The sequence below is a fragment of the Mesorhizobium sp. BHscii genome (assembly GCF_053848065.1).
On sequence record NZ_JBSPKW010000002.1, the window covers coordinates 111,811 to 135,537 of the forward strand.

23 protein-coding genes are annotated in these 23,727 nt (G+C 63.0%); 9 read left to right on the forward strand and 14 right to left on the reverse strand.

Annotated features, from left to right (window positions below; translation table 11 throughout):
* Nucleotides 1–55: 55 nt before the first annotated feature.
* Entirely contained in the window at nucleotides 56–322 is a 267-nt protein-coding gene (locus tag ACWTU7_RS03325) for a DUF1488 domain-containing protein (RefSeq protein ID WP_455837919.1), read from the forward strand.
* Between the two features lie 161 nt (nucleotides 323–483).
* Nucleotides 484–2,118: a tetratricopeptide repeat-containing sulfotransferase family protein gene (locus ACWTU7_RS03330; protein ID WP_455837918.1), complete on the forward strand. Its 1,635-nt coding sequence runs from the start codon at nucleotides 484–486 to the stop codon at nucleotides 2,116–2,118.
* Between the two features lie 12 nt (nucleotides 2,119–2,130).
* Here the strand turns inward: ACWTU7_RS03330 and ACWTU7_RS03335 are convergent, their stop codons facing one another.
* The 7 genes from ACWTU7_RS03335 to ACWTU7_RS03365 form a co-directional block, all read right to left on the reverse strand.
* Nucleotides 2,131–2,484, reverse strand: a complete 354-nt coding sequence (locus ACWTU7_RS03335) for a DUF1428 domain-containing protein (protein ID WP_029350007.1) — start codon at nucleotides 2,482–2,484, stop codon at nucleotides 2,131–2,133.
* Nucleotides 2,485–2,494: 10 nt separating this feature from the next.
* Nucleotides 2,495–2,923 (reverse strand): VOC family protein, encoded by a 429-nt coding sequence (locus ACWTU7_RS03340; RefSeq protein WP_029350009.1) that lies wholly within the window; start codon nucleotides 2,921–2,923, stop codon nucleotides 2,495–2,497.
* Between the two features lie 111 nt (nucleotides 2,924–3,034).
* Entirely contained in the window at nucleotides 3,035–3,208 is a 174-nt protein-coding gene (locus ACWTU7_RS03345) for a hypothetical protein (protein WP_287114795.1), read from the reverse strand.
* Between the two features lie 125 nt (nucleotides 3,209–3,333).
* The gene (locus ACWTU7_RS03350) at nucleotides 3,334–3,837 is read right to left on the reverse strand and encodes a nuclear transport factor 2 family protein (protein ID WP_455846497.1); all 504 of its coding nucleotides are present in this window, start codon (nucleotides 3,835–3,837) and stop codon (nucleotides 3,334–3,336) included.
* Nucleotides 3,834–5,363, reverse strand: a complete 1,530-nt coding sequence (locus tag ACWTU7_RS03355) for an ABC-F family ATP-binding cassette domain-containing protein (RefSeq protein ID WP_455837917.1) — start codon at nucleotides 5,361–5,363, stop codon at nucleotides 3,834–3,836. The genes ACWTU7_RS03350 and ACWTU7_RS03355 overlap by 4 nt, the downstream gene beginning before the upstream one ends.
* Nucleotides 5,364–5,801: 438 nt before the next feature.
* Nucleotides 5,802–8,951, reverse strand: coding sequence for an excinuclease ABC subunit UvrB (uvrB, locus tag ACWTU7_RS03360; protein WP_455837916.1), 3,150 nt, complete (start codon nucleotides 8,949–8,951; stop codon nucleotides 5,802–5,804).
* Between the two features lie 112 nt (nucleotides 8,952–9,063).
* Entirely contained in the window at nucleotides 9,064–10,317 is a 1,254-nt protein-coding gene (locus ACWTU7_RS03365; RefSeq protein WP_455837915.1) for a hypothetical protein, read from the reverse strand.
* A gap of 155 nt (nucleotides 10,318–10,472) precedes the next feature.
* Here ACWTU7_RS03365 and ACWTU7_RS03370 point away from each other — a divergent pair, with 155 nt between their 5' ends.
* A complete protein-coding gene (locus tag ACWTU7_RS03370) occupies nucleotides 10,473–11,513 on the forward strand; it encodes a CapA family protein (RefSeq protein ID WP_455837914.1) in 1,041 nt (346 codons plus the stop codon).
* Nucleotides 11,514–11,644: 131 nt separating this feature from the next.
* Nucleotides 11,645–12,613 carry a hypothetical protein gene (locus tag ACWTU7_RS03375; protein WP_455838002.1) on the forward strand — a complete coding sequence of 323 codons (969 nt, stop codon included), beginning with the start codon at nucleotides 11,645–11,647 and terminating at the stop codon, nucleotides 12,611–12,613.
* 62 nt (nucleotides 12,614–12,675) lie between these two features.
* Here ACWTU7_RS03375 and ACWTU7_RS03380 read toward each other — a convergent pair whose 3' ends face one another.
* Complete coding sequence (locus ACWTU7_RS03380; protein WP_455837913.1) at nucleotides 12,676–13,185, reverse strand: hypothetical protein; 510 nt, start codon at nucleotides 13,183–13,185, stop codon at nucleotides 12,676–12,678.
* Nucleotides 13,186–14,192: 1,007 nt separating this feature from the next.
* On the opposite strand from ACWTU7_RS03380, the gene ACWTU7_RS03385 reads away from it, so the two are divergent.
* Nucleotides 14,193–15,077, forward strand: a complete 885-nt coding sequence (locus ACWTU7_RS03385) for a diacylglycerol/lipid kinase family protein (protein ID WP_455837912.1) — start codon at nucleotides 14,193–14,195, stop codon at nucleotides 15,075–15,077.
* A gap of 188 nt (nucleotides 15,078–15,265) precedes the next feature.
* Here ACWTU7_RS03385 and ACWTU7_RS03390 read toward each other — a convergent pair whose 3' ends face one another.
* The 4 genes from ACWTU7_RS03390 to ACWTU7_RS03405 form a co-directional block, all read right to left on the reverse strand.
* Nucleotides 15,266–16,477: a mandelate racemase/muconate lactonizing enzyme family protein gene (locus ACWTU7_RS03390; protein ID WP_455837911.1), complete on the reverse strand. Its 1,212-nt coding sequence runs from the start codon at nucleotides 16,475–16,477 to the stop codon at nucleotides 15,266–15,268.
* Nucleotides 16,474–18,090, reverse strand: coding sequence for a GMC family oxidoreductase (locus ACWTU7_RS03395; protein ID WP_455837910.1), 1,617 nt, complete (start codon nucleotides 18,088–18,090; stop codon nucleotides 16,474–16,476). The genes ACWTU7_RS03390 and ACWTU7_RS03395 overlap by 4 nt, the downstream gene beginning before the upstream one ends.
* 152 nt (nucleotides 18,091–18,242) lie before the next feature.
* Nucleotides 18,243–18,830, reverse strand: a complete 588-nt coding sequence (locus tag ACWTU7_RS03400; protein WP_287093146.1) for a GNAT family N-acetyltransferase — start codon at nucleotides 18,828–18,830, stop codon at nucleotides 18,243–18,245.
* Between the two features lie 248 nt (nucleotides 18,831–19,078).
* Nucleotides 19,079–19,666, reverse strand: a complete 588-nt coding sequence (locus ACWTU7_RS03405) for a YybH family protein (RefSeq protein WP_455837909.1) — start codon at nucleotides 19,664–19,666, stop codon at nucleotides 19,079–19,081.
* A 192-nt stretch (nucleotides 19,667–19,858) separates the two neighbouring features.
* Here ACWTU7_RS03405 and ACWTU7_RS03410 point away from each other — a divergent pair, with 192 nt between their 5' ends.
* Both ACWTU7_RS03410 and ACWTU7_RS03415 read left to right on the forward strand, forming a co-directional pair.
* Nucleotides 19,859–20,254 carry an acyl-CoA thioesterase gene (locus tag ACWTU7_RS03410; RefSeq protein ID WP_287336882.1) on the forward strand — a complete coding sequence of 132 codons (396 nt, stop codon included), beginning with the start codon at nucleotides 19,859–19,861 and terminating at the stop codon, nucleotides 20,252–20,254.
* 149 nt (nucleotides 20,255–20,403) lie between these two features.
* Nucleotides 20,404–20,727, forward strand: a complete 324-nt coding sequence (locus ACWTU7_RS03415; RefSeq protein WP_455837908.1) for a hypothetical protein — start codon at nucleotides 20,404–20,406, stop codon at nucleotides 20,725–20,727.
* Between the two features lie 38 nt (nucleotides 20,728–20,765).
* On the opposite strand, the gene ACWTU7_RS03420 is transcribed toward ACWTU7_RS03415, so the two are convergent.
* Nucleotides 20,766–21,134, reverse strand: coding sequence for a winged helix-turn-helix transcriptional regulator (locus ACWTU7_RS03420; RefSeq protein ID WP_165848577.1), 369 nt, complete (start codon nucleotides 21,132–21,134; stop codon nucleotides 20,766–20,768).
* A gap of 92 nt (nucleotides 21,135–21,226) precedes the next feature.
* Between ACWTU7_RS03420 and ACWTU7_RS03425 the strand changes: the two genes are divergently transcribed.
* Nucleotides 21,227–21,832, forward strand: a complete 606-nt coding sequence (locus tag ACWTU7_RS03425) for an NADPH-dependent FMN reductase (RefSeq protein ID WP_455837907.1) — start codon at nucleotides 21,227–21,229, stop codon at nucleotides 21,830–21,832.
* A gap of 62 nt (nucleotides 21,833–21,894) precedes the next feature.
* Here ACWTU7_RS03425 and ACWTU7_RS03430 read toward each other — a convergent pair whose 3' ends face one another.
* On the reverse strand, nucleotides 21,895–22,293 hold the full coding sequence (locus ACWTU7_RS03430) for a winged helix-turn-helix transcriptional regulator (protein ID WP_029350034.1): 399 nt from the start codon (nucleotides 22,291–22,293) through the stop codon (nucleotides 21,895–21,897).
* A gap of 97 nt (nucleotides 22,294–22,390) precedes the next feature.
* On the opposite strand from ACWTU7_RS03430, the gene ACWTU7_RS03435 reads away from it, so the two are divergent.
* Nucleotides 22,391–23,371, forward strand: coding sequence for a quinone oxidoreductase family protein (locus ACWTU7_RS03435; RefSeq protein WP_455837906.1), 981 nt, complete (start codon nucleotides 22,391–22,393; stop codon nucleotides 23,369–23,371).
* The last annotated feature ends 356 nt before the right edge of the window (nucleotides 23,372–23,727 follow it).

The window sequence follows — 23,727 nt, forward strand, 5'->3', positions numbered from 1 at the left end:
TTGCATGATCCTTTTTCGAACCTCCGGTTCGGGTCATGCGCTGAGGAGCTTGATCATGACGCTGAATTTTCCCAACCGCAGCCGCTCCTATGACGCGGCGGCCAAGCGCATTCGTTTCGTCGGCCATGACGGCATGTTCGAAGTGCCGTTCTTTGTGGAGATTGCAGCGCTTTCGACGGCAAGTCCGGCCACCAGTGGAGCGGAAGCCGAGTATCTCAGCGCCTTCGATGCGGAGCGTTCGTCGATCCAGGATGTTGCGCGCGAAGCCTATTCGCACGGTCGCAAGAACATGTATGTGCTGACCCAGGCCGATTTCCGGTAAGCTGGCCTGCGAACCCTTGAACCTGCCGCGCCGATGGCCTAGATCGCGGCAGGCGGACAAAACACGGCAGGTTTCCCATCAACAGAGATCCGAGAAGACCGGCAGGCGCGGGCGCCAATTTCGGCTCAGGCGGACAGCCGCCGCTAGGGCTCGACCAGCGCGTGCAGCAGGCGCTGCAATTGCATCAGGCCGGCCGCCGGCAAGAAGCCGAGATGCTCTATCGGCAGGTGCTGGCGCAAAAGGCCAATCACGCGGCGGCAGCACATTTCCTCGGTTTGCTGCTGCACCAGACCGGGCGCAGCGCCGAAGGACTCGATCTCCTCGAACAGTCGGTGCGCCTGCAGCCCAAGAATCCAGATTTCCTCAACAATCTCGGCACGGTGATGCGCGACCTCGGCCGTGCCGGTGCAGCCGTCGATTTCTTCCGTGGCGCGGTGGCGCTGCGGCCGGACCAACTCGCGGCGCGCGACAATCTCGGCTCCTCGCTTAAGCAGCTCGGACAGTTCGAGGGCGCGGAGGAGATTTATCGCGGCACCATCGGCCGCAACCCGTTCCATGTCCGCGCCCGAATTGGGCTTGCCGAAACGCTGCAGGAGGCTGGGCGGCTCGACGAGGCGCTTGCCGTCTTCCGCGAAGCACTGGCAATTCGGCCGAAGGACGCCGATTTGCTGCACGGTCTGGGCGTCGGGCTGATGGAGAAGGGCAGCCTCGGAGAGGCGGCGGAGCATTTCCGGCAGGCGCTGGCGGTCGATCCCGGCATGGCCAGGGCCTGGCTGATGCTCACCCAAGTCAAGCGCCAGCAGGAGCGCGACGCCGAGCTTGCCGGGATGGAGGCGCAGCACGCCAAGGCGCCGGAAGGCAGCCTGGCGCGCATGCAGCTTTCCTTCGGCCTCGGCAAGGCCAATGACGATTTGAAGGATTATGGCCGTGCCTTCGATTATTTCGCCGAAGGCAATGCGATCCGCCGCACGGGCATCGACTACGATGCGGCCAAGACACGCGCCGAATTCGAGGCGATGAAGGCGGTGTTCGACAAGCCCTTCTTCGACAAGCACAGACCGAGTGGGATCGCCGACGATACGCCGATCTTCGTCGTCGGCATGCCGCGCTCCGGCAGCACGCTGGTCGAGCAGATCATCGCCAGCCATCCGCAGGTCTATGGCGCCGGTGAGCTCGGCATATTGAAGACGGCGCTCGGCAAGCAGTTTCCGCCTGCTATGAAGGGCGGCTTTCCTTGGGGCATCGCCGACATACCCGACAAGGCCTATGCCGAGGCAGGCCAGGCCTATCTAGACCTGCTGCACGCCCGCTATCCGGGTTTCCGGCACATCACCGACAAGATGCTCGGCAATTTCCTTTTGGTAGGCTTCATCCATCTGATGCTGCCCAAGGCCAAGATCATTCATTGCGTGCGCGATGCGGCGGCGACATGCCTGTCGATCTACAAGGTGCATTTCCGCGGCGACAGCCACCGCTACGGCTACGACCTCGGCGAGCTCGCCGATTTCCACAATCTCTACACCGATATGATGGCGCATTGGCGCACCGTTCTGCCTGATGTCGTGCATGATGTCCGCTACGAAGATTTCGTCGCCGACCAGGAAGGGCAGACGCGGGCGCTGATCGCCCATCTCGGCCTGCCATGGGACGATGCGGTGCTGTCGTTCCACGAGACCGACCGGCCGGTGCGCACGGCGTCGGCGGCGCAGGTGCGCCAGCCGATGTACCAGGGCTCGGTCGATCTGTGGAAACGCTATGGCGACCGGCTCAAGCCGCTGCTCGACCGCCTAGCGTAATGCGTTGCCGGCCTACAACTCGATGAACGGCTGAAAGCCGCCGAAGATCATGCGCTTGCCGTCGAATGGCATCGTCGACAAGTCGCCGTTCAGGCGCGGATCGGCCATCACTTTGGCCATCACCGCATCGCGGCTCTGCCGCGATTCATAGACGACCCAGGAGAAGACGACGATCTCGTCGTCCTTGGCCTGCACGGCGCGCGGGAACGAAGTGAGCTCGCCATAGGGCACGTCGTCGCCGATGCATTCGACATAGGCGAGCGCGCCATGCTCCATCCAGACAGTGCCGCCCATCTGAGCCATTTTCTTGTAAGCATCGAGATTTGCCTTGGGTACCGCGAGAACGAAACCATCGACATAGGACATCGTGCTTCTCCTATGCCTTCTTCACCGGCGCGTTCATCGCCCACTCGACACCGAACGGGTCGCGCATATTGCCCCACTGGTCACCCCAGAACATCACCTGGAGCGGCATGACGACCTCGCAGCCGGCATCGACGGCCCGCTTCCACCAGGCGTCGATGTCGTCGCTGCCCAGATGAAGCTGCATTGTGAAGCCTTGCGGCTTCACCGCGGACATTCCGTGCTCGGGATAGAAATCGGAAATCATCAAGGTCGAACCGTTGATGTGGAGATGGATGTGCATCGTCCGGCCCTGCTCGTCCGGCGGGTAGAAGAAGACCTGCTCGGCGCCGAACGCCTTCTGATAGAATTCTGAAGCCTTGAAGGCGCCGTCCAGCTGAAGGTAGGGCGTCAACCCGCCGAGGACTTTGGCTGCGGGCTGGGTTTGGGGCTGATCGTTCATGTCTTGCTCCTCTCTGGTTGGGCATTGCGAACCACAGGACGAATGGGGCAGGGGCGATCCTACATGGCCGATGCGTTTTTTTAATGCCGACCGTGCGACGGTCGGCCCTTGTCAAGGAGCCAGGCCAATCCGCGGGCTGTTCTGTGCGTCGATGACGATTTCCGGCCAGCCGATGTCCTTGCGCAGTTCGATCGGCAACGAAAGGAGGGCGCGCTCGCTGCGGTAGCGGGCGCGAGCCGCCGAGTAACGGGTCGCGATGCGACCTACGGATGACAGAATGGACATGATGCTTTCTCCTCGATTGGCGCCGGCATCACCGTGTCGGCATCCCAAGGACGTGGCGCGCGGCAATGATCCTACAGATCGCGGAGAATTTTGTGTCGCAGGGCCTTATTCAGTCGGGATACGTCTCAGATGACGGATGCGGCCAGAGCGGTGTCGTAATACTCCATCATCTCGATGATTTTGCCGTCGCGTAGCGTCCAGAAATCGGCGGTGCGCATGACAAACTCCTCGCCGGTGGTTCGGCGTGTCATATGGATCTCGACCTGCGCCGCAACCTTGTCGCCGCCGTCGATGATCTCGACCGGGATGAAGCGCCGGTATTCGAAATCGTCGTCCAGCGCCAAAAGCCGGGCAAGGAACTCCTGCTTACCTTTGGCCACCCCGGCATAGCGCGACTGCGCCGGTTCGGCGACCCAGCGGAAGACGATATCATCGGCGCAGTCGACCAGCGCGCCCTCGATGTCACGTTTTGCATACGTATCATACAGGTTCTTGACGACGTCCGCGCCACATGACCGTTTTCCTCCCTCGATTTTGCGAGACCTCGGGATGCGCCTTTTTCGGCTCGCGGGGAAGCGTGGGCCGGCAGCACCTTGAATGCCGGCCGGCAGATGCGTGGCTTTCCTCAGCCATTCCCCTCAGCCACCGATCGAAAGAAATCCTCCGGGCTGTCGATCTCGGTCAGCCGCCGCTTCTCGATCAGCCAGAAGCGGTTGCCGATCGCCCTGATGAAGGAGCGGTCGTGCGAGGCCAGCAGACAGCTTGCCTGATGGGCCAGCAGTTCCGTTTCCAGTGCTTCCTGGCCGTCGATGTCGAGGTGGTTGGTCGGCTCGTCGAGCAGATAAAAATTGGGATTGGCGAGCCTGAGCGCCAGCATCATCAGCCGCGCCTTCTGCCCGCCCGACAGGACGCCGATCCTGCGCTCCTGCATGTCGATGCTGACGCCTGCACCAGCCAGCAGCGAGCGGGCGCGCTGCTCGCCGACATCGAATCTGCGCGAGAGCATCGCCAGCGGCGTGTCGCCGCCGCTGATGCCCGACAGCGCCTGATCGCTGTAACCGAGCACCGTCGACGGCGTCACCTTCACGCCTTGCACTGCCGTCTCCGGCTCGATGATGGCATTTCTGATCAGGCTGATCAGCCGCGACTTGCCGACACCATTGCGGCCGAGCAGGACGATGCGGTCGCCTTGGCAGATATGGCGCTTGCCGGTCCTGAACAGCAGCGGCCCGTCAGGCGTTTCGACCGCCAGGTCGTCGAGCGTGATCAGCACCTTGGCATGGGTGCCGCGATTGGCGAGCTTTATCGCGCCCGCCGATTTTTCGCGGTGCGCCGGTGCTGCGACCTCCTCGAGGCGTTGGGCGCGCTGGTTGAGCTGCTTGGTCTTGACCGTCAGCAGGTCGCTGCCCGAATTGATGCCGATGTTGTTAAGCTTGGCCGCCTGCCGGCGCAATTGCTGCGCCACCTTCATGTCACGCTGGAATTTGCGCTCGGTCGAGGCGTCGACTTCGCTCAACACATCGCGTGCCCTGGAATAGGGCAGCGAGAACACTGGCGATTGTTCTGGGCGCAGGAACAGCGTCCGGTTGGTCGTTGCGTCGAGGAAGGCCCGGTCGTGGCTGGCGATCACCACCGGCACTTCGCGCGGCAGCGCGTTCAGCCAGGTCTCGAGCTGGCTGATCTTGGCGAGGTCGAGATGGTTGGTCGGCTCGTCGAGAAGCAGGACGTCCGGATCGGTGACCCAGACGCGGGCGATCAGCGCCAGCCTTTGCCAGCCGCCGCTCAATGCCCGCATCGGCCGCTCGCGCAGCGGCTGCGGTACGTCGAGTGAATCGAGAACCACGTCGACGCGCCATTGCTCGCTTTCAGCCTGCTCGGCCGGCAAGGCGTCGGCCACCACCCGCTGAAAGCCGTGCTCGGCCAATGCTGCGGGAACGGCTTGCTCGACATAGCCGACGCGCAGGCCGCGCGTGCGGGTGATGTCGCCTGATGTCGGCTCCATTTCGCCGGTCAGGCACTTCAGCAAAGTGGACTTGCCGCGCCCGTTGGCGGCAACGATGCCGAGGCGGTCGCCAGTGCCGATGGTGAGATCAAGGTTGGAAAAGAGCGGCGCACTCATGGTGACGCCGAGGGATTTGAGGCTGATCAGGGCCATGTGGGTTTCTCTGGTCTGCCCGGAGGGAGGTTCCGGTTCGATGCACTTGACGGTGCGCAGGCTGGCCATCAGGCTCGGCGTTGCAGCACCACGAAGGGCAGACCAAGAAAATCGAAGCGGGAGAACCCGGACCGTCTCTGGTCAGCCCTGCAAGCAAGCTCGCAGGGCACAGACAGGGCCGCGCTGACGGTGGTGGTCGAAAGTCACGCAGCCCTCCTTTCAAGACGTTTTGAGTGGAAACTGGCTACACCAAGGGCAGGGTCGATGGCAAGGGGTCCTGCTCCCCCTTCTCCCCTTCTTGTGGGAGAAGGTGGCCGCGAAGCGGTCGGATGAGGGGTGTTCCAGCTTGGCACCGACGGCGATCCGTCCAGCACCCCTCAACCGTCTCGGCGCTACGCGCCGATCCACCTTCTCCCACAAGGGGAGAAGGGAAGCTACCTACCGTCCCGGCCGCCCGGTCTTGCCGGGTCGGCGCTTCTCACGGCGGGCATCGGCGGGGTTTTCGTAGGAGCCGATGCCGGCACGTTCGCGCTTGACTGGCTTGTCGCCCTCAACGGGCTTTTCAGTCCGCCGCACCGTCATCTCGTCCAGCGAGTTCTTCTTGAACAGCGGCTTGGTCGGCTCGCCTGGGATGCCGAAATCGGAGCCGTGCGCCTCCTCGGCCGACTGTTTCTTGAACAGCGAGCGCGATACCGCGCCAGCGGGGGTCGGCATGTCGGTGCCCGGGCCCATGGCGCCGAGCGAAGGCTTTGCGAATAGCGGCTTCTTGACCGGCACCGCACCGTCGGCGCCCATCTCGTCGAGATGCGGCTTGCGGAAGAGACTCTTGCCGTCATTGTCGACCGTGCGGTGGATGGCGCGGCCCTTGTTGTGCTTGCCCTTTTCGCGGCCCGAGACCGGGCTTTCCATGTCGGCATATTTGGACAGCGGATCGTCGGAGATGGACAGCTCCATCTCGCGCAGCCGCTTGATCTCGTCGCGGATGCGGGCCGCCTTCTCGAAGTCGAGGTTGGCGGCGGCGTCACGCATCTGCTTGTCCATCGCGTCGAGATGGGCTTTCAGATTGTTGCCCATCATCGCGCCGGCGCTATCGGTGAACTGCGAGATGTCGGCGCGGACGTGGTCCTTTTCGTAGACCGAGTCCAGGATGTCGGAGATGCGCGACTTGACCGATTCCGGGGTGATCCCGTTGGCCGCGTTCCATTCCATCTGCTTTTCGCGACGGCGGTTGGTCTCGGCCATCGCCCGTTCCATCGAGCCGGTGACCTGGTCGGCGTAGAGGATGACCTTGCCGTCGACATTGCGCGCGGCGCGGCCGATGGTCTGGATGAGCGACGTTTCGGAGCGCAGGAAGCCCTCCTTGTCTGCATCGAGAATGGCAACGAAGCCGCATTCGGGAATATCGAGGCCTTCGCGCAAAAGGTTGATGCCGACCAGCACGTCGAAGGCGCCGAGACGCAGATCGCGCAGGATCTCGATGCGCTCCAGCGTGTCGATGTCGGAGTGCATGTAGCGGACGCGAATGCCCTGCTCGTGCAAATATTCGGTCAGGTCCTCGGCCATGCGCTTGGTCAGCACGGTGACCAGCGTGCGGTAGCCGGCCTTGGTGGTCTCGCGGATCTCGCCGACGACATCGTCGACCTGGGTCTTGGCCGGGCGCACCTCGACCGGCGGGTCGATCAGGCCGGTCGGGCGGATGACCTGTTCGGCAAAGACGCCGCCGGACTGCTCCATCTCCCAGCCGCCGGGCGTCGCCGAAACGGCGACGGAAAGCGGGCGCATGGCGTCCCATTCCTCGAAGCGCAGCGGCCTGTTGTCCATGCAGGACGGCAGACGGAAACCGTATTCGGCCAGCGTCGCCTTGCGGCGGAAGTCGCCGCGATACATGCCGCCGATCTGCGGCACGGTGACATGGCTTTCGTCAATGAAAACCAGCGCATTGTCGGGGATGTATTCGAACAGGGTCGGCGGCGGATCGCCGGGCTGGCGGCCGGTGAGATAGCGCGAATAGTTCTCGATGCCGGCACAGGAGCCGGTGGCTTCCAGCATCTCGAGGTCGAAGCGGGTGCGCTGCTCCAGCCGCTGCGCCTCAAGCAGGCGGCCGGCCCGTTCGAGTTCGACCAGCCGGTGCTTGAGCTCTTCCTTGATCGACTTGATGGCCTGGTTCAACGTCGGGCGCGGCGTGACATAGTGCGAATTGGCGTAGATCTTGACGCTCTTCAACTCGCCGGTCTTCTGGCCGGTCAGCGGGTCGAATTCGGTGATCGCCTCGATCTCGTCGCCGAACAGCGAAATGCGCCAGGCACGGTCCTCAAGGTGGGCCGGAAAGATCTCGATCGTGTCGCCGCGCACGCGGAACGAGCCGCGGACGAAGTTGATGTCCTGGCGCTTGTATTGCTGGGCGACGAGATCGGCGAGCAGCGCGCGCTGGTCGAGCCGGTCGCCGATCTGCATCTGGAAGGTCATCGCCGTGTATGTCTCGACCGAGCCGATACCGTAGATGCAGGACACCGAGGCGACGATGATGACGTCGTCGCGTTCCAGCAGCGAGCGCGTCGCCGAGTGGCGCATGCGGTCGATCTGCTCGTTGATCGAGGATTCCTTCTCAATGAAGGTATCCGTCCGCGGGACGTAGGCTTCCGGCTGGTAGTAGTCGTAATAGGAGACGAAGTACTCGACGGCGTTTTCTGGGAAGAATTTCTTGAACTCGGAATAGAGCTGCGCGGCCAGCGTCTTGTTTGGGGCAAGGATCAAAGCAGGGCGCTGCGTCTCCTCGATCACCTTGGCCATAGTGAAGGTTTTTCCCGAGCCGGTGACGCCTAGCAGCACCTGAGTGCGGTCGTTGTCGTTGACGCCCTCGACCAGATCCTTGATCGCCGTCGGCTGGTCGCCCGCCGGCTCGAAATCCGACACCATCTTGATGGTGATGCCGCCTTCGGATTTTTCGGGCCGGGCCGGGCGGTGTGGCGTCCACAGCACGCCATCCTTGTGCAAGGGGTTGCCGGATTCGATTAGCGCCGAGAGCGCCGCCACCGTGGCCGTGACGCCGCCGGAGGCCATGGTCTCGGCCTCCTCGAGCGAAACATCGAGGCCGGCGACAGGATTGAGGCCGGCCGCGGCGCGTTCTCTGGCCGAAGCCGCGCCGCCCATCGAGGTGCCGCGTGCCGTGCGGCCGGGGGAGGAGGAGCGTTCGGGGATCTTTTTTTGCTTGGCGCCTTCCCTCCCCCTTGAGGGGAGGGTGGCGGCGGAGCCGCCGGGTGGGGTCGGTGCGGCAGCGCTCGGCGACCCCTCATGTTGAGCGCTTCCTTTGCCGACCCCCTCTGTCGCCTTCGGCGACATCTCCCCCTCAAGGGGGGAGACTTGGCGCCCTTCCTTCTCGGCCTCCTGCTCGATCTGCTCGGCCCAATCGGCGATCGAGCCGGTCAGCGGCGCGCCGGAAAGCTCGGCCTGCGGCGCCTCGGCAAAACCGCCCTTGTGGAGCGGCTCCGACGCATCGAGAAAATCGGTCAGGGGACTGCGCCGCTTGGGCGGCGAAGCGCGATCGTCACGCGCCGGCGACGGCGTGTTTTTATCAGGAAGTTTGGCCATGCCCCAAATATGGGAGGTATCGGCCAAAATGGAAAGAGCGGAGTGGCGAGGGGCGCGAGACGAAACCAAGCTGCTGACACAAGGTTGTCAGGAGTGATGTCGAAACGCGCCCTCAGTTGAACCACAGCGCAAATGTCAAAAATCCGGCGCCGCCAAACTGGCGCTGGATCTGGTCGAACTCCTCGCTGGTGAGGATCTTTCCGCTCTCGAGATAGGGCGCGATCGCCGGGCCGGTGATCGACAGCACCAGATCGAAGGGTTTTGGTTCATCGAAGAAGCGCTTCATGTTGATGCCTTTGTCGGCGATGCGGAAATGCGGCAGCAAGGTGCGGCCTTCGAGCAGATCCTCGGCCATATCAAGCGCGGCAAGCCAGGCCTGGACCTGTTCCTCGCCGACCTCGAGGCCGGTGAGCGGGCTGGCGCCCCTCTGCTGCGGGCCGGGCAGCCATTCACGGTCGTTGTCGGTCTCGGCTCGGATCGCCTTCCAGTCCTCACGGGACAGCCGGATCATTTCCATGAGATGGCGGCGCGCCGCCTGCCGGCGCTCCGGCTCGACGACCGGCCAGTTGACCAGATGAACCAGCGAGATGAAGTCGGCGATGCGCCATTCGGACGACAACATGCCGCCGCTCATGCCGCCGTCCGGCGGAACCAGCGCGTCCTGCAACGGCAGTTTGGCGCGCGGGAACAGCATGTGGAACGAGCCGTCGAAGGTGTTCCTGAAATCATGCGCCAGCCAGAAATCGGCCTGCGCCATCAGGAATTCGGCATAGCCCTGCAGCCAATAGCCATCGGCGCGGTCGAAGCGGAAGGTTAGGGCGGGTGCGGCCGGGTCTGGCGCGCCGCCGCCGCGCGACAGGGACGCCATGATCGCGGCGGCACTTTCGTCCAGCGCGATCTGGCCATCCTCGTTGAGATCGATGCCGAGACGGGTGAGGTCGACCTCCATGCCGATGCCGGCATCGGCAGGCACGGATTCAAGCGTGGCGGCGGACTTTTCCAGCCGATCGCGGAAGGCGACCAGGATGGCGCGGAAGCCGTCGTAGGTCAGCGGCTCGGGATTGGGATTGTCCGGCACCGGCAGCCGCATCAGCGGCAGTATGAATGATTGCGGGCTTTCGAAACCGTGGCGGTGCAGGCCGCCGGCCAGGATCTCCAGCGCGGTGAAGAATTGGCCGGCGCCGGCGGCGTAAGCCGACGCGGGATCAGTGGGCGCGGCGGCTTCCAGCGCAGTAAGCGTGCTGTCGCGGTCCGCTACGGTTTTTGCCTCGAACAGGGCGGCCGGTTCGGGGGCTGCGGCCCCGGCGGAAGAAACCGGCAGCAGCAGAATAAGGGCGGATGCCAGCAGGCTCGAAAATCGCGTCATCTTGGTCCTCCGGTATGCCGTTCGGCGGCAACCATATACGCATCTTGTGTGTTACGCCTACTGCGGGGCATCTGGCAGCACGATTCCGAACGGAGGCGCTTCGCTATATCGTGCGCATCGTCTACCGTGGCCGTTCATCCCGGTGCAGGCTGCGCGTGTCGAACTATCCGTTTTCCTACAAATTGTCTTGGCTGCCACGCTTCTTGAAGCCCTCGCTCAGCGGCGATCAACAAGGCTTTGCGCCGGCAGCCGCAGCGACGATGGTGCCGCCGCCGGCGCGGACGGTGCGGCTCGCTTTCGTCGGCGATATCTCGGCGGTGGCCAATCGCAGAGCGCCGCAATGCGACCCGGCGATCGCCATGTTGCTCGGCTCCGCCGATCTGGTGATCGGCAATTGCGAAAGCCCGGTGGTGGAGCGGCCGAGCGCGACGACGGGAACGAAGCTTGGCACCCATCATGCCATGACCGAGCGGTTTCTCGCCGAGGCGCTGGCGGCCGCCGGCATCTCGCGCGAGAAGCTGGTTTTGTCGCTTGCCAACAACCATGTGCTCGACCAAGGCGTCGAGGGTTTCGACGAGACCGTGGCGGCGCTGACCCGTCTCGGCATCCGCAGCATCGGTACCGCCGCCGGCGGTCCGGTCGAGCGCCTTGCGGTCGGACCGCTGACAATCGGCTTTGCCGCCTTCACGCTGTGGCGCAATGCCGGCGCGGCTGCGTTCGCGGGCCGTGTGTCGATGCAAGCCGACCCGGCACGATGGCCGCGCGGCGCCGCCGTCGACCTCACCTGTGCCGTGCCACATTGGGATTGGGAATTCCGGCATTTTCCACAGGCCGCAACGCGGGCATTGGCACGACGTTTGGCCGCGCAAGGCGTCGGGTTGATCGCTGGCCATCATGCCCATGTCGTGCAGCCTGTGGAGCGGATCGGCAAGGCGCTCGTCGCCTATGGGCTCGGCGATTTTCTAGGCACCGCCTTTGCGCGCCAGCCGTGGCCCGGCCGCATGGGGGGCATCCTGACCGCCGATATCAGCGCTGACGCCGGCACGCGTGGCGCCATTGCCGCCTACCGGCTGCATCCCTTCATGCGGCTGCGCGCCGGCGACCATGAGCGGCTGGTTCCCGTTGAGGCGCTGGAGGGCGCGTTAAGGCAAAAGGTTACGGCCCGTTTCGTTGCGGTTTTTGGTAACGGGAATTGATAGCCATAGTTGACTGGTGCTCGGATGAATCGTGTGGGCTCACCACCATCCCAACGCTGTAGTCGCGCGACTTTCCGCAAAATCGGCTATTGTCCGAGCTGGGTGATCGGTCTTTCGACGGTGGGATGGCGATGGAAGCAGCGGATTTCATGCCTGATGAAGCTGACATCGCCGGCATCAAAAGGAATCTCGAGGCCTATGAGGTCGGAAGGGCTGCGGCCTACCGGCAAGTCCGCTGGCGGGTGCCGCTGTTCATCTCCCTGCTGCTGGTATTCGTGGCGCTGGTGGCCTGGCTTTTCAACACGGTCGCCGATCCATACGAGCGATGGTTCTCAACGCCGCATGTGCTGCTCTATGTCGTCGGGTTCGTGGCGGCGATCCTGCTCTATTTCCAGGCGATCAAGCCGGCGAGCACCTTGCAGCAGTCGTTCCGCAAAACGCTGCTGCCGATCATCTTCGGTTTCATTGAGGATATGCGGTACCAGCATGAGGTAACGCCGAATTCGTTCGACCGGCTGCCGCGCGAGACGATCGGCACTTTTAACAGCAAGCGCTTCGACGACATCGTATCCGGCCGCTACGAGGGATTTCCGTTCGAGCTTTACGAAGCCGATCTCCGGCAAGGCACGGGCAAGAGCGGCACGATAGCATTCAAGGGGATCGTCGTCGCCTTCGAGACCATCGTGCCGTTCCCCGGCATATTGGTGGCCGCCCGCCGGACTGACGTGGCCGTCGGGTTCTTCCGCGGCATGTTCGCCAGCAAGATGCAGGAATTATCATGCGGCGTGCCCGAGCTCGATGCCGCCTACGACTTCCGCACCGACAATGTCGAGGCGGCGCAGCCGCTGGTGAGTGGCCGCCTGGCGCAGGCGCTGACATGGCTCAGCGAGACCTGGCCTGATGATCCGGCGCGGGTTGCGCTCAATGGCGGCGACGGTTTTCTACTGTTGCCGCAGACGAAGGACTTCTTCGACCTGCCTAAATCGGTGCCGCTAGACTACGCCAAGCATGTCGCGCCGATGATATCAGACATGGGTGCGATGCTGGCAACGGCGGCGCTGGTGCGCAAGATCGGCGCAAAGGACGAGGCGGCGGGTTAGCCGCTGACGTTCAGCCATGGTCGGCTGCGATCAAGGCGCTGAGCGGCGTCGCCTGAGGGCGCTTACAAACCGTTCGGCATTTTCGCCGCCAGCCAGTTCGCCGACCGCTTGGCCATTCCGAGGGTCGCGGATGCGGCGCGGCCAAGGTCGGTTTTGACCAAGGCGTAACCGTTCTTCGTGCGATACAGCACCGAGCGTTCGCCATCGACCGCGGCTTCAAAGGCGACCGGCCTGGCAGCCTCTGTTTCCGTGGCTGTTGCCTGCGACCCGACAGCAACGCTGGGCCGACGGCTCAATTCGGACGGGAGTGGGTCGGTGGCGGTCTGCGCTGCCGCCGCCAACTCAAGCGTCGAGCCGGTCGCGGCAAGCCGCGACGAGGTCTGCGTCGTGCGGCAGATGCCGGACACGAGCGGGTAGTTGAAATTGCGCGCGTGCGACATCTGGCTTTTCATCGCTGCTTCGCAATCGGCGATGGTCGACCACTTGGCCGGCGTCTCGCCGATATACTCGCAAAGCCTGGCATCGCAGTCGCAGCCGATGATGGTCATGGCGACAAGGGTGGTCTTAATCACGGTCTTGTCCCTTCGGAATTGCCTTGGCGAGTGCTACAAGGACGTGCGGCGCTGGTGCGTTCACCAATTGCCGTAGATCAAGGCGGGATTTGGCCGCGATTGTGGAATGTGCGTGGCGAAGTACAAGGGAAGGTTTCAGGAGTTCCGCCTGTGGCCGAACTTCATCAGTAGTCGCAGACGTGCTCAGGCGTGGCGCCTGCCTTCATCAGTGCCGGCAGAACGGAGTGCAGCTCGATTGCGCCTGGTGATGAAGATCGTGCCCTCGGCACCGCAGATCGCGCTCGGCCAAGGTGTCCGGCGTACGCTGAAGCCGCGCCAACAACATCGCGGGGATGGCCATGAAGACAGTCGGCGCCGGGATTTCTCCCAGCGCCTCCCTGTCAGATCAGGACACGGTCGCGGCAGCAACTTCCGTAAAGAGGTCGCGCCATGCCGGCCTTGATGTTGACGGTCCTGCCAGCCACCGCCCGGGGGCAGCGTCCGTTCGGGACCTCGCCAGTCTCCACCCTTGCGAGCTTCGTCCAGCGCGCCATCAAAGGTTTTTGCCGTCCTTCATGGCAGCATCGGTCCGCCGTAGGCGTTCGCACGCTTTCCGCGGCCCCGTAGGTCTCGGCATCCCTCGTCAAAACAGGCAAGCCTGCTTTCATTCGGGGGCCGTACGGGCCTCAGGAAATCCGCCGTTTCGCTTTGTCTTTCGACTTGGCAATCGGTAGCCGCCTGAGATGGGTTTAATGTACGCCGAGTAAGCGTTTGGCGAAACAGCCGCGAGCCTGTGGATAGCGGGATTATCGGGGACCAAGTTCGGCGTCGGAGCGTTTTTTCTGGAGGAGATGCAGGGGTCGGGACACGCCCAATCTTCGGCGAGCAGCATGATCAAACATTCGGCTCTTGCCCCACATCGCGGCGCGGGCTTCAATGCCGGCAAAGGATTTTAGGACACCAGTGTCGCTGCGATCCTTTGAGGAGGGCGTTCTTGAAGGTCGGGGTGGTTCTCAATCCGATTGCCGGTGGCAGCCGGCTCAAACGGCATTGGCCGGAGGTCAGTCGGGGATTTCGAGCTGCGCGAAACGCAGGCGACCGGCGACGCCGAACGGCTGGCGCTCGTCCTTGCAGCCAGCGGCTTCGACCTGGTGATCGCGGCGGGCGGCGACGGCACCGCCAGCGAAGTGGCCGACGGGCTGCTGCAGGCGTTTGCGGAAAGCGGCCGGACGGCCGAACTCGGCCTGCTGCCTTGCGGCGCCGGCATCGATTTCGCCCGCGGGCTCGGCCTGTCTGGCGAGGTCGACCTGACGTTGAAGCGCATCGCCGATGCCAAGGCCCACAACGTCGATGCCGGCCGCATCTCCTATGTCGACGACCATGGCGCGCTGGCCAGCCGCCATTTCATCAACATCGCCAGCCTCGGGCTATCAGGCGCCACCGACCGCGCGGTCAACGCCGACAAGCGCAAGGGCAAGGTGTCGGCCAAGGCGCTGTTCTACTGGCGCACCGTGTGGGAATTCATGCGCTACCGGTTCCAGGACGTTGTGATCACCGTCGATGACGGCGTCCCGGTCGAGGCTCGCGTGGCGCTGGTGGCGGTGGCCAACGGAAAATTCTTCGGCGGCGGCATGATGATCGCGCCGGATGCCGAACTGGACGACGGTCAATTCGACATCGTCATCCTGCGTGCGGCCGGCAAGCTGAAACTGATCTGGGACATCCGTCTGCTCTATGGCGGACGGCACCGCAACCATCCGGCAATCACCATTTTGCGTGGCAAGAAAGTGGTTGTCGAACCGCTCGGTGATGCGCAAAAGAACGCCGCGCTGGTCGACGTAGACGGCGAATCCCCCGGGCGCATACCGGCGACCTTCGAGATCCTACCCGGCGCGCTGACGCTCAGATATTGAATCAAGGTGTTGAGACTTTGATTCAGCTCGTTTCGATCGTGATTCTGGCGATCCGGCCAATATGCTGGAATCGCTTCACAATCCGCCTGTCAGGTCTCGCTCTTGGCAGGAAAAGCCCGGCGTTCTTGCGTGCAAATACTCTTCACCCGTTTGCGCGGCAAACTGGTGACGACGTTTCTAAAGACAGCTCACGGCATCAACGGCGTCTGCATCATCTGCAGATGCAGGTCCTTGCCGGTCCAGGGATGCGCCTCGCAGACGGCTTCGTCGAGTTCGACGCCAAGGCCTGGTTCCTTCGACGGGATGACGTTGCCGTCCTGCCATTCGATCTTTTTCTTCAGCAGCTTTTCGTGAAAGCCGTCCCACTGCTTCAGCGATTCCAGAATGAGGAAGTTGGGCAAGGTCACGGCAAGCTGGATGTTGGCCGCACCGACGATCGGTCCGCAATAGCAGTGCGGTGCGATTTGGATGTGGTAGGCCTCGGCCATGGCGGCGATCTTCTTGGTTTCGAGAATGCCGCCGGAACGGCCGAGGTCGGGCTGTAGGATGGTGGCGGCGCGGTTCTCGATGACGCGGGCGAATTCGAACTTGGTCGTCAGCCGCTCGCCGGTGGCGATCGGGATAGGCGTGCCGCGCGCCACCTGAGCCATCACTTCCGGCATATCGGGCGGCACCGGCTCCTCGAACCACAGCGGATCATAGGGCTCGATGGCGCGGGCCATGCGCAGCGCGCCCGACGCGGTGAACTGGCCATGCGTGCCGAACAGGATGTCGGCTCTTGTGCAGACCGCCTCGCGGATCGCCTTGATCATGCGGGCGGAGAGATCGATGTCGACGAGACGCGGCTGGTGACCGTCAAACGCGGTGTAGGGGCCGGCCGGGTCGAGCTTGACGGCATTGAAGCCCTGCTCGACATATTCGAGCGCGCATTCGGCCGCCATATCGGGATCGTTGTAGACGTTCTTGCCGCGCGCATCCTCCGAGTGGACGCTGCCGCTGTGCGGGTAGAGGTAGGTATAGGAACGCAGCGTTTCGTGCACCTGCCCGCCGAGCAGCTTGTAGACCGGCTTGCCGGCCTCCTTGCCGATAATGTCCCAGCAGGCGATTTCGAGCGCCGAAAAACAGCCCATGCCGGACACGTCGGGGCGCTGGGTGAAGCCGGACGAATAGGCACGGCGGAAGAAGTTTTCGATGTCGTGCGGATCGCGGCCGATGAGGTAGCGCTCGGCCATGTCCTCGATCATTCTTGCGGTGACGTGGGCGGAGAAGGTGGCGTTGTAGGCCTCGCCATAGCCGACCACGCCGCCGTCGGTGGTGAGCTTGACGAAGATGAAATACTTGCCGCCGATGCCGGGCGGCGGATTGCCGACAACCCAGGTCTTTACGTCGGTGATTTTCATTTTTGATCCTCCAGAACCAGTTCGGCACCCTTCCATCCGGTCACGATCGAGGCGGCGTTGGTGTTGCCGGTGATGTTATCGGGAAAGATCGAGGCATCGATGACGCGCAAGCCGGCGAGGCCGTGAACCCGCAGGCGCGGGTCGACTACGGCGCGCGCAGCGTCCGGTCCCATGCGACATGTCGAGACCGGGTGGTAGACAGTGCCGGAGCGTTTCCTGAAATCCTGAATGAGATCCGCGTCGGACTTGATTGATGGGCCCGGCAAAACCTCTTCCTCGATGATGTCGGCCATCGCCGGCATGGCGGCGATCTTCCGGACGAACTTCACCGCCGCCAGCATTTCGGCGACGTCCGCTTCGGTCGAGAAGGCATTGGCGACGATCTTCGGATAGTCACGCGGATTCCTGGAGCGGATCATGATCTCGCCACGGCTCGATGGACGGCAGTTGGACAGGCCGATGGAAAAGCCCGGCCACGGGTCGGGCGTCAGGATCGGACGCTCGCCGCTCTTCGGGATGACGGTCGAGAATGCCTGGAAATAAAGCTGCATGTTGGGCCGTGAAAGCGCCGGGTCGGTGCGGAAGAAGCCGCCGGCATTGTTCATCGACAGCGACAGCGGGCCCGAGCGCAAGAGGACGTATTGCATGCCGACCATGAGCTTGCCCCACCACGGCCGCAGGATCTGGTTGAGTGTCGGCAGCTTGCCCCGATACGTGTAGTTGATGCCAACATGGTCCTGCAGGTTCGCGCCGACATTCTCATTGGCGTGAATGACGGGAATACCGAGCGCTCCAAGGAGCGCCGAGGGACCGATGCCGGAAAGCTGCAGCAATTGAGGCGAGTTGATCGAGCCGCCCGACAGAATGACTTCGCGACCGGCGCGGGCAGTCTTCGTCTGACCGTTCTGCAGGTACTCGATGCCAACGGCACGCTTGCCCTCAAAAAGGATTCTGGTCGCCAGCGCATTCATCTCGACGCGGACGTTTTTGCGCTTCATCGCCGGGCGCAGGAAGGCGCGGGCGGCCGACATGCGGCGGCCATTTTTGGTGGTGATCTGGTAGATGCCGACGCCTTCCTGAACGGCCCCGTTGAAATCGCGATTGAGTGGCAGGCCGGCTTGCTGACCGGCCGCCAGGTAGCGCTTGGTCAGCGGATGGACTGAACTCGAGCAGTCGGTGATGTGCAGTGGGCCGCCGATGCCGCGCCATTGGTCGGCGCCGGCCTCATTGTCCTCCAGCGCCTTGAAGGCCGGCAGCAGATCGTCGTAGCTCCAGCCGGGATTGCCGGCATCTCGCCAGGCATCGAAATCCTCGCGCGCGCCTCTGATCCAGACCATCGCGTTGATCGAGCTCGAGCCGCCGAGCAGCTTGCCGCGCGGCCAGTGATCGGCGTTGTTGTCGAGCCCGGGATCCGGGTCGGTCTTGTAGTTCCAGTTGACCGCTGGGTCGAAGAAGGTCTTGCCGTAGCCAAGCGGCATCTGCACGTAGAAGCGCCGATCGGTGCCGCCGGCCTCGAGCACCAGCACCGAGAAGCGGCCGGAGGCGGAAAGCCGTTCGGCGAGGACCGAGCCGGCCGAGCCGGAGCCGACGACGATGAAATCATAAGTTTGCATGGTGGCTGCGGCCGGCTCCGAATTTTCGCACAACCTAGACGCCGCAAGCCGCCGCGATCACCGGAGCTTCCGGCACCCTCTGTGAAAAAAGCGACCGGTACTTCGTTTGCATTCGGTGTCTTGCCCGAAGCGGCCTTCGCCTCGTGGGAGCATCATACGCCATCATCAGCATTTTGCTTGAAATCATAACGCATGATCGGGCGGGCTGGCACCCTGCGAGCGACGACCCTGAACCCGGCGCGAGCGAAGGTGGCGGCGTATCCACTGCCGGAAGCACTCGGCGATACATCGGCATCAAAAGGATAGGCCTCAAGCGCAGGGGCATTTGCGCGCCTTGCAGCTTGCAGCGCCGCTGCGATCAAGTGGGACGTGACGCCCTGCCGGCGGTATCTTTTTCGCACGTAGAGGCAGGACAAGGACCAGACCGGCGCATCATCCACTCGCCTGAGCTGCCACAGCCGATCGAGCCAGGGCACGGCATCTCGCGGTGTCACCTGGCACCATCCGACAGCAGTATTGCCGTCGAGAGCAAGCACGCCTGGAGGCGGACCGAGCTCGACGGCTTGCCGGAACGCGGCCTTGTTTTCCTCACCTGGTCGCTTTCGATAAGAACTGCCGATACGCCCGTACATACACCAACATCGACTGCAGACGGCGCTCTCATCGAACAGGTCCTCGAGCGCGGACCATAGATCGGGCGTCAGACGGCGAGAGGTAAGTTTCATGTCAGCCTTCCTCAACTCACTCTGCTCAGTCTAGTACCTGCTGGCGCGGTGACGCATCAGCGCCACGACGATACGGGATCGGGAGAAGATCGATATCGAGGGGATTTGGCGCATGGTGCACTACGCGGATGGTCGGCCGATCGCGGAAAAGCATGCATTCCCTTCGGATCAGCGGGCGCACGGGTGGAAAGGCCCTCAAGTCCTGTTGCTTTAGGCGTGAAGAACGACATCAAAATCCTCTGTCCAACGTCGTTCCGGCGACGCTATGGGGTCAAGTCCAAGACTGCTGTCCTGCTCCGCATGTCGACGGGGAGGGAAACGTGCTCGTGCGTGATCGTCCATCTGTCTCCAGATCGACGAAATGCGTTGCTCACGCGCACCCAGGAGTCGGCTTTCGCGCCGGTTTTCAGGATGCCACGCGCTCGGATAAGCATCCAGGCGGCGGCAACCGCATCGCCGGCCGCAACATCCAGTTGGCCAAGCTCCTGGCCAATCGGACCAGACCAGCGGGGAAACCAATCCAGGAACCGCTCGCGAAGGGCGTTGGATCCCACATACCGAAGCGGCGGTACGAGGTCGAAATAGACTATGTCGTTGGAGTAAAGGGACATAAGCCACTCGATGTCTTTGGCGCCCATGGCAGCCGATCGACTCTCCAGCAATTCCCTAATCGCGGCTTCCACGCCTGGCATCGTCTCCTCCAATCTCTGCATTTCGCCCGCTTGCCGGGCATCAGGCTGTTCCTCCCACGTTGTCATCAAGGTAACCACCGTTGGTGCTTCCCGACAACCAGCGTTCACCACTTGAACAATCACGGAAATCATCATGGCGCGCGGCGACGCGAGAAACATGCCTGGCGACGCCACAAGCGCCGAGACCTCCCGCACTCGGCTTCACCCGCTACCCGGTCATCGGCAACGGAACGGCTCAATTGAGCCCATAGCCGAACTTCAAACTGCGACATTGCCGGCTGGTGGCGCGTTGACGCATCATCGCCATCCCGATACGGGATCGGGACGATCGATCTCGAAGGGATTTGGCGCATGGTGCATTATGCGGATGGACGGCCGATCGGCGATCTGACGCTGCGCACGCTCGCCATGCCTTCGGACGCCAATGCGGCGGGCGATATCTTTGGCGGCTGGGTGATGGCACAGATGGACCTGGCCTGCGGCATCCGCGCCGCCGAGCGCGCCAAGGGCCGCGTGGTAACGGCGGCGGTGAAGGAGATGTCGTTCGCCAAGCCGATGAAAATCGGCGATACGCTGTGCATCTATACGCATGTCGAGCGCGTCGGTCGCACCTCGATGATGCTCAAGGTCGAGGCCTGGGCGCAGCGCTATCTCTCCGACCTTATGGAGAAGGTCACCCATGCCGATTTCGTCATGGTGGCGCTGGACGGCGAAGGCAAGCCGAAGGCCGTTCCGGCCGAAAGCTGACCGGCTGGATGTCATCGGCTTAAAGTCGAACGGCAACGCCGCTTCCAGCCTCTCGCAAGGAGATGGGAACAGCGATGCTGTGTGATGCTTTTCATATTCGCGTTCGCACATTTTCGTGACCATGTCCGGCAGGGCATGAGGAAAAGACAATGCGTCAACGATTGCTGAACGGCCTATTGGCGGGCGCGCTTGCAGCCTTGTTCTGCCTGCTGGCCGCAACCGCCTATACCGAGGTCAAACACGACGAGGCCGAAGCCAGTTGCGCCTCGGAAAACTACACCCTCAATCGGCAAGCGAGCAGGTGCGAAATCTGCGTTGCAACGACGTGCCACACCGGCGCGATGAGCGTGAGCAATTGCGGCAAAGGGGCGGCCTGCGCCATCGAAGCAAGGTGGTCAATCGGGGACGAAATCGAAACGGACCGAAAGCCCACTGCGGGCCGGACTGCCGATGCAGCCGTAGAAATCGTATAAGCTACACGCCGCGCACAAACCCTTGCAGCGCAAGAGTTTCAGGCGTGAAGCCCATCGAACCTCGCCCGCGCGGCCTTGACCCGCTCGGTGTTCTTGCGCGCCCATTCGCCGAGCGCACCGACCGGCACAAGAAGCTCGTAGCCAAGATCGGTCAGCTCATAGTCGACGCGCGGCGGAATGGTCGGAAACACGGTGCGGGTGACGAAGCCGTCGCGCTCGAGCCCGCGCAATGTGGTGGTCAGCATCTTCTGCGAAATGCCGCCGACGGCGCTGCGCAATTCGTTGAAGCGCAGCGGCCCGTCACCGAGCTTGCCGACGACGAGTACGGTCCATTTGTCGCCGACGCGCTGCAGGATTTCCGAGATGGCGCGGCAGTCCTCAGTGCGGTGCGGGTGCCTTGGTAACAAAAAGGTGCCTCCTTGCGCCTCGTGAGTGCAGTCACTCATATAGCTCAGGTATCTAAACGATACCAGAAATTTGCCTGAAGGAGAGCCCCTCTATGTCCAAACCCAAAATCGCCATTGTCGTCGGTTCGACCCGCGCCGCACGATTTGCCGACGCTCCGACCCAGTGGATCGCCAAGATCGCCAAGTCGCATGCCGACATCGACGTGGAGGTGGTCGACCTGCGCGACTTCCCGCTGCCGTTTTTTGACGAGGTCGCATCGTCCGCCTGGGCGCCGTCGCAGAATGAAGTGGCAAAGCGCTGGCAGAAGAAGGTCGCCGAGTTCGATGGCTTCATCTTCACCGCCGCCGAATACAACCATGGCCCGACCGCCGTGCTGAAGAACGCGATCGACTACGCCGCCAATGAATGGAATAAGAAGCCGGCCGGCTTCGTCGGCTATGGCAGCGTCGGCGGCGCGCGGGCCGTCGAGCAGCTGAGGCTGCATGCGGTTGAGCTGCAGATGGCGCCAGTCAAGTCCGCCGTCCATATTGCCTGGGCCGATTTCCTCGCCGTCAGGCAAGGTGAAAAGAAGCTCGACGAGCTTGAGCACCTGAACCAGGCGGCGACCGCGCTGGTCAACGACGTTGCATGGTGGGCCAAAGTGCTGAAGGCGGCGCGTCAGGCTGACGCGGTGGCCGAGGAAGTCAAGGCGGCCTGAACCGCAGACCAGAACAATCCTCCCAAGGATTCCGGGGCGGCGCTTGCGTCGCCCCTTTTTGATTAGGCTAAGGCTGGCTGCCGAGGCCTGATGATGCAATCGGCAAGGCGGTCCATTTCGTTCAGCTCACCCGCATGGTGCTGGCCCCACTCGCAGAGCGCCAAAAGGATAGGCTCGAGGCTTAGGCCGAGTCGCGTCGCCGAATATTCGACGCGCGAGGGAATTTCGGCAAAGATCTCGCGTCTGACAAGACCGTGTTCCTCCATTTCGCGAAGCTGCTGGATCAGCACTTTCTGGGTGATATCGGGCACCAGCGTCTTCAGCACCGACAGCCGCCGGGGGCCGTCGAAGAGATGGTAGAGAATAACAGCCTTCCATCGGCCCGAGATCACTTTCAGGGCGCGTTCCGCCGGCAGCAGAGGCAGTCTCTTGGTTTGCAGCCTTTTGGCCAGCTTGGCCATGGTCACCTCCTGGTCAGCAGGGGACAAATGAGTGTGTAGTCGCGATCAGGCAGATAGTGGCAAACAGCAGCCGATGCCATAGCGATGGGTGCATGCCATGAGAGCCATTCAACTGAACCGTTTTGGCGGTCCCGACGTCTTCGACGTCGTCGAAATGCCGAAGCCGCTGCCGGAGGCCGGCGAGGTGCTGATCCGTGTTCGCGCGGCCGGCGTGAATTTCTTCGAAGTGCTGATGCGCGGGGATCGCTACGCGGTGACGCCGCAATTGCCGATGGTTCTCGGCGTTGAGGCTGCCGGCACCGTGGAGGCACTTGGTCAAGGGGTGGATATCTCGCTGACCGGAACACGCGTCGCGGCCCCGCTGTTCGCTTCGAAGCGTCCCTTTGGCGGATATGCCGACTATGTCACGATCGACGCAAAGCTGGCCGTGCCTTTGCCCGACGCGCTCTCGTTCGAAGACGCGACGGCGTTGATGGTGCAGGGGCTGACGGCTTTTCATCTGCTGCGGCAAAGCCCGCCAGCCGGCAAATCGGTGCTGGTCACTGCAGCCGCGGGCGGTGTCGGCTCGTTGCTTGTCCAGCTCGCCAAACGCCAGGGCGCCAGCACCGTGATCGCGGTCGCCGGCAGCAGGGCCAAGCTCGATCTTGCCCTGTCGCTTGGAGCCGATGCCGCGGTCGACTACAGCACGTCGGATTGGCCCGCGCGTGTCCGGGAAGCGGCAGGCAGCGGCGGCGTCGATGTCGTCTACGACATTGTCGGCGGCCCGATGACGGCGGCGTCGCTGCAAGCTCTCGCGACTTGCGGAGAGTTGGTCTTTGCGGCGCTGGGCAGATACGCGATCGGCGCTGCGGAACTGGAAGCGATGATCACCCGAAACCAGTCCTTGCGAGGTTTTGCCCTGCTTCCGCTGCTCTCTGCCGATGGCCTCAGGGCCGGCCTGTCGGAGCTTTTCCACCTGGCCGCCAGCGGCCAGCTTGCCGTGACGCAGGGCGGCCGCTATCCGCTCGACCAGGCAGCCGAAGCACATCGCTTGCTGGAGGAGCGTCGCTCGACCGGCAAGGTCGTGCTGATACCTTAGCAATTCTAGGAAAAGTGTGAACGGTTTTCCGTCCGGAATTGCGCAAAAACAAAGAGATAGAGCGGTTCGGCGTTTCCGTGAAACGATGAACCGCTCTAGTATCGTGGTCGACGATTAACTGCGCACAGGCCAATCGTGGAACCTGTCCGCTTTGAGCCGCATGTCGGCCGTTGAGGTGACTTTAGCTGTTGCCCGATAGCGGACGTTGCCGGTGCCCACCTTGGACATCGTTGTTGCGCCATAACGCGACCTTCAGGGCGCTCCTTCAAAGCTGCCCTTCGCGCATTGGTCGGAGTCACCCAAAGCGGAGTTGCGGAGGGCTACGCCCTCAGTCTTTTCACAGTCTGGACGACGCT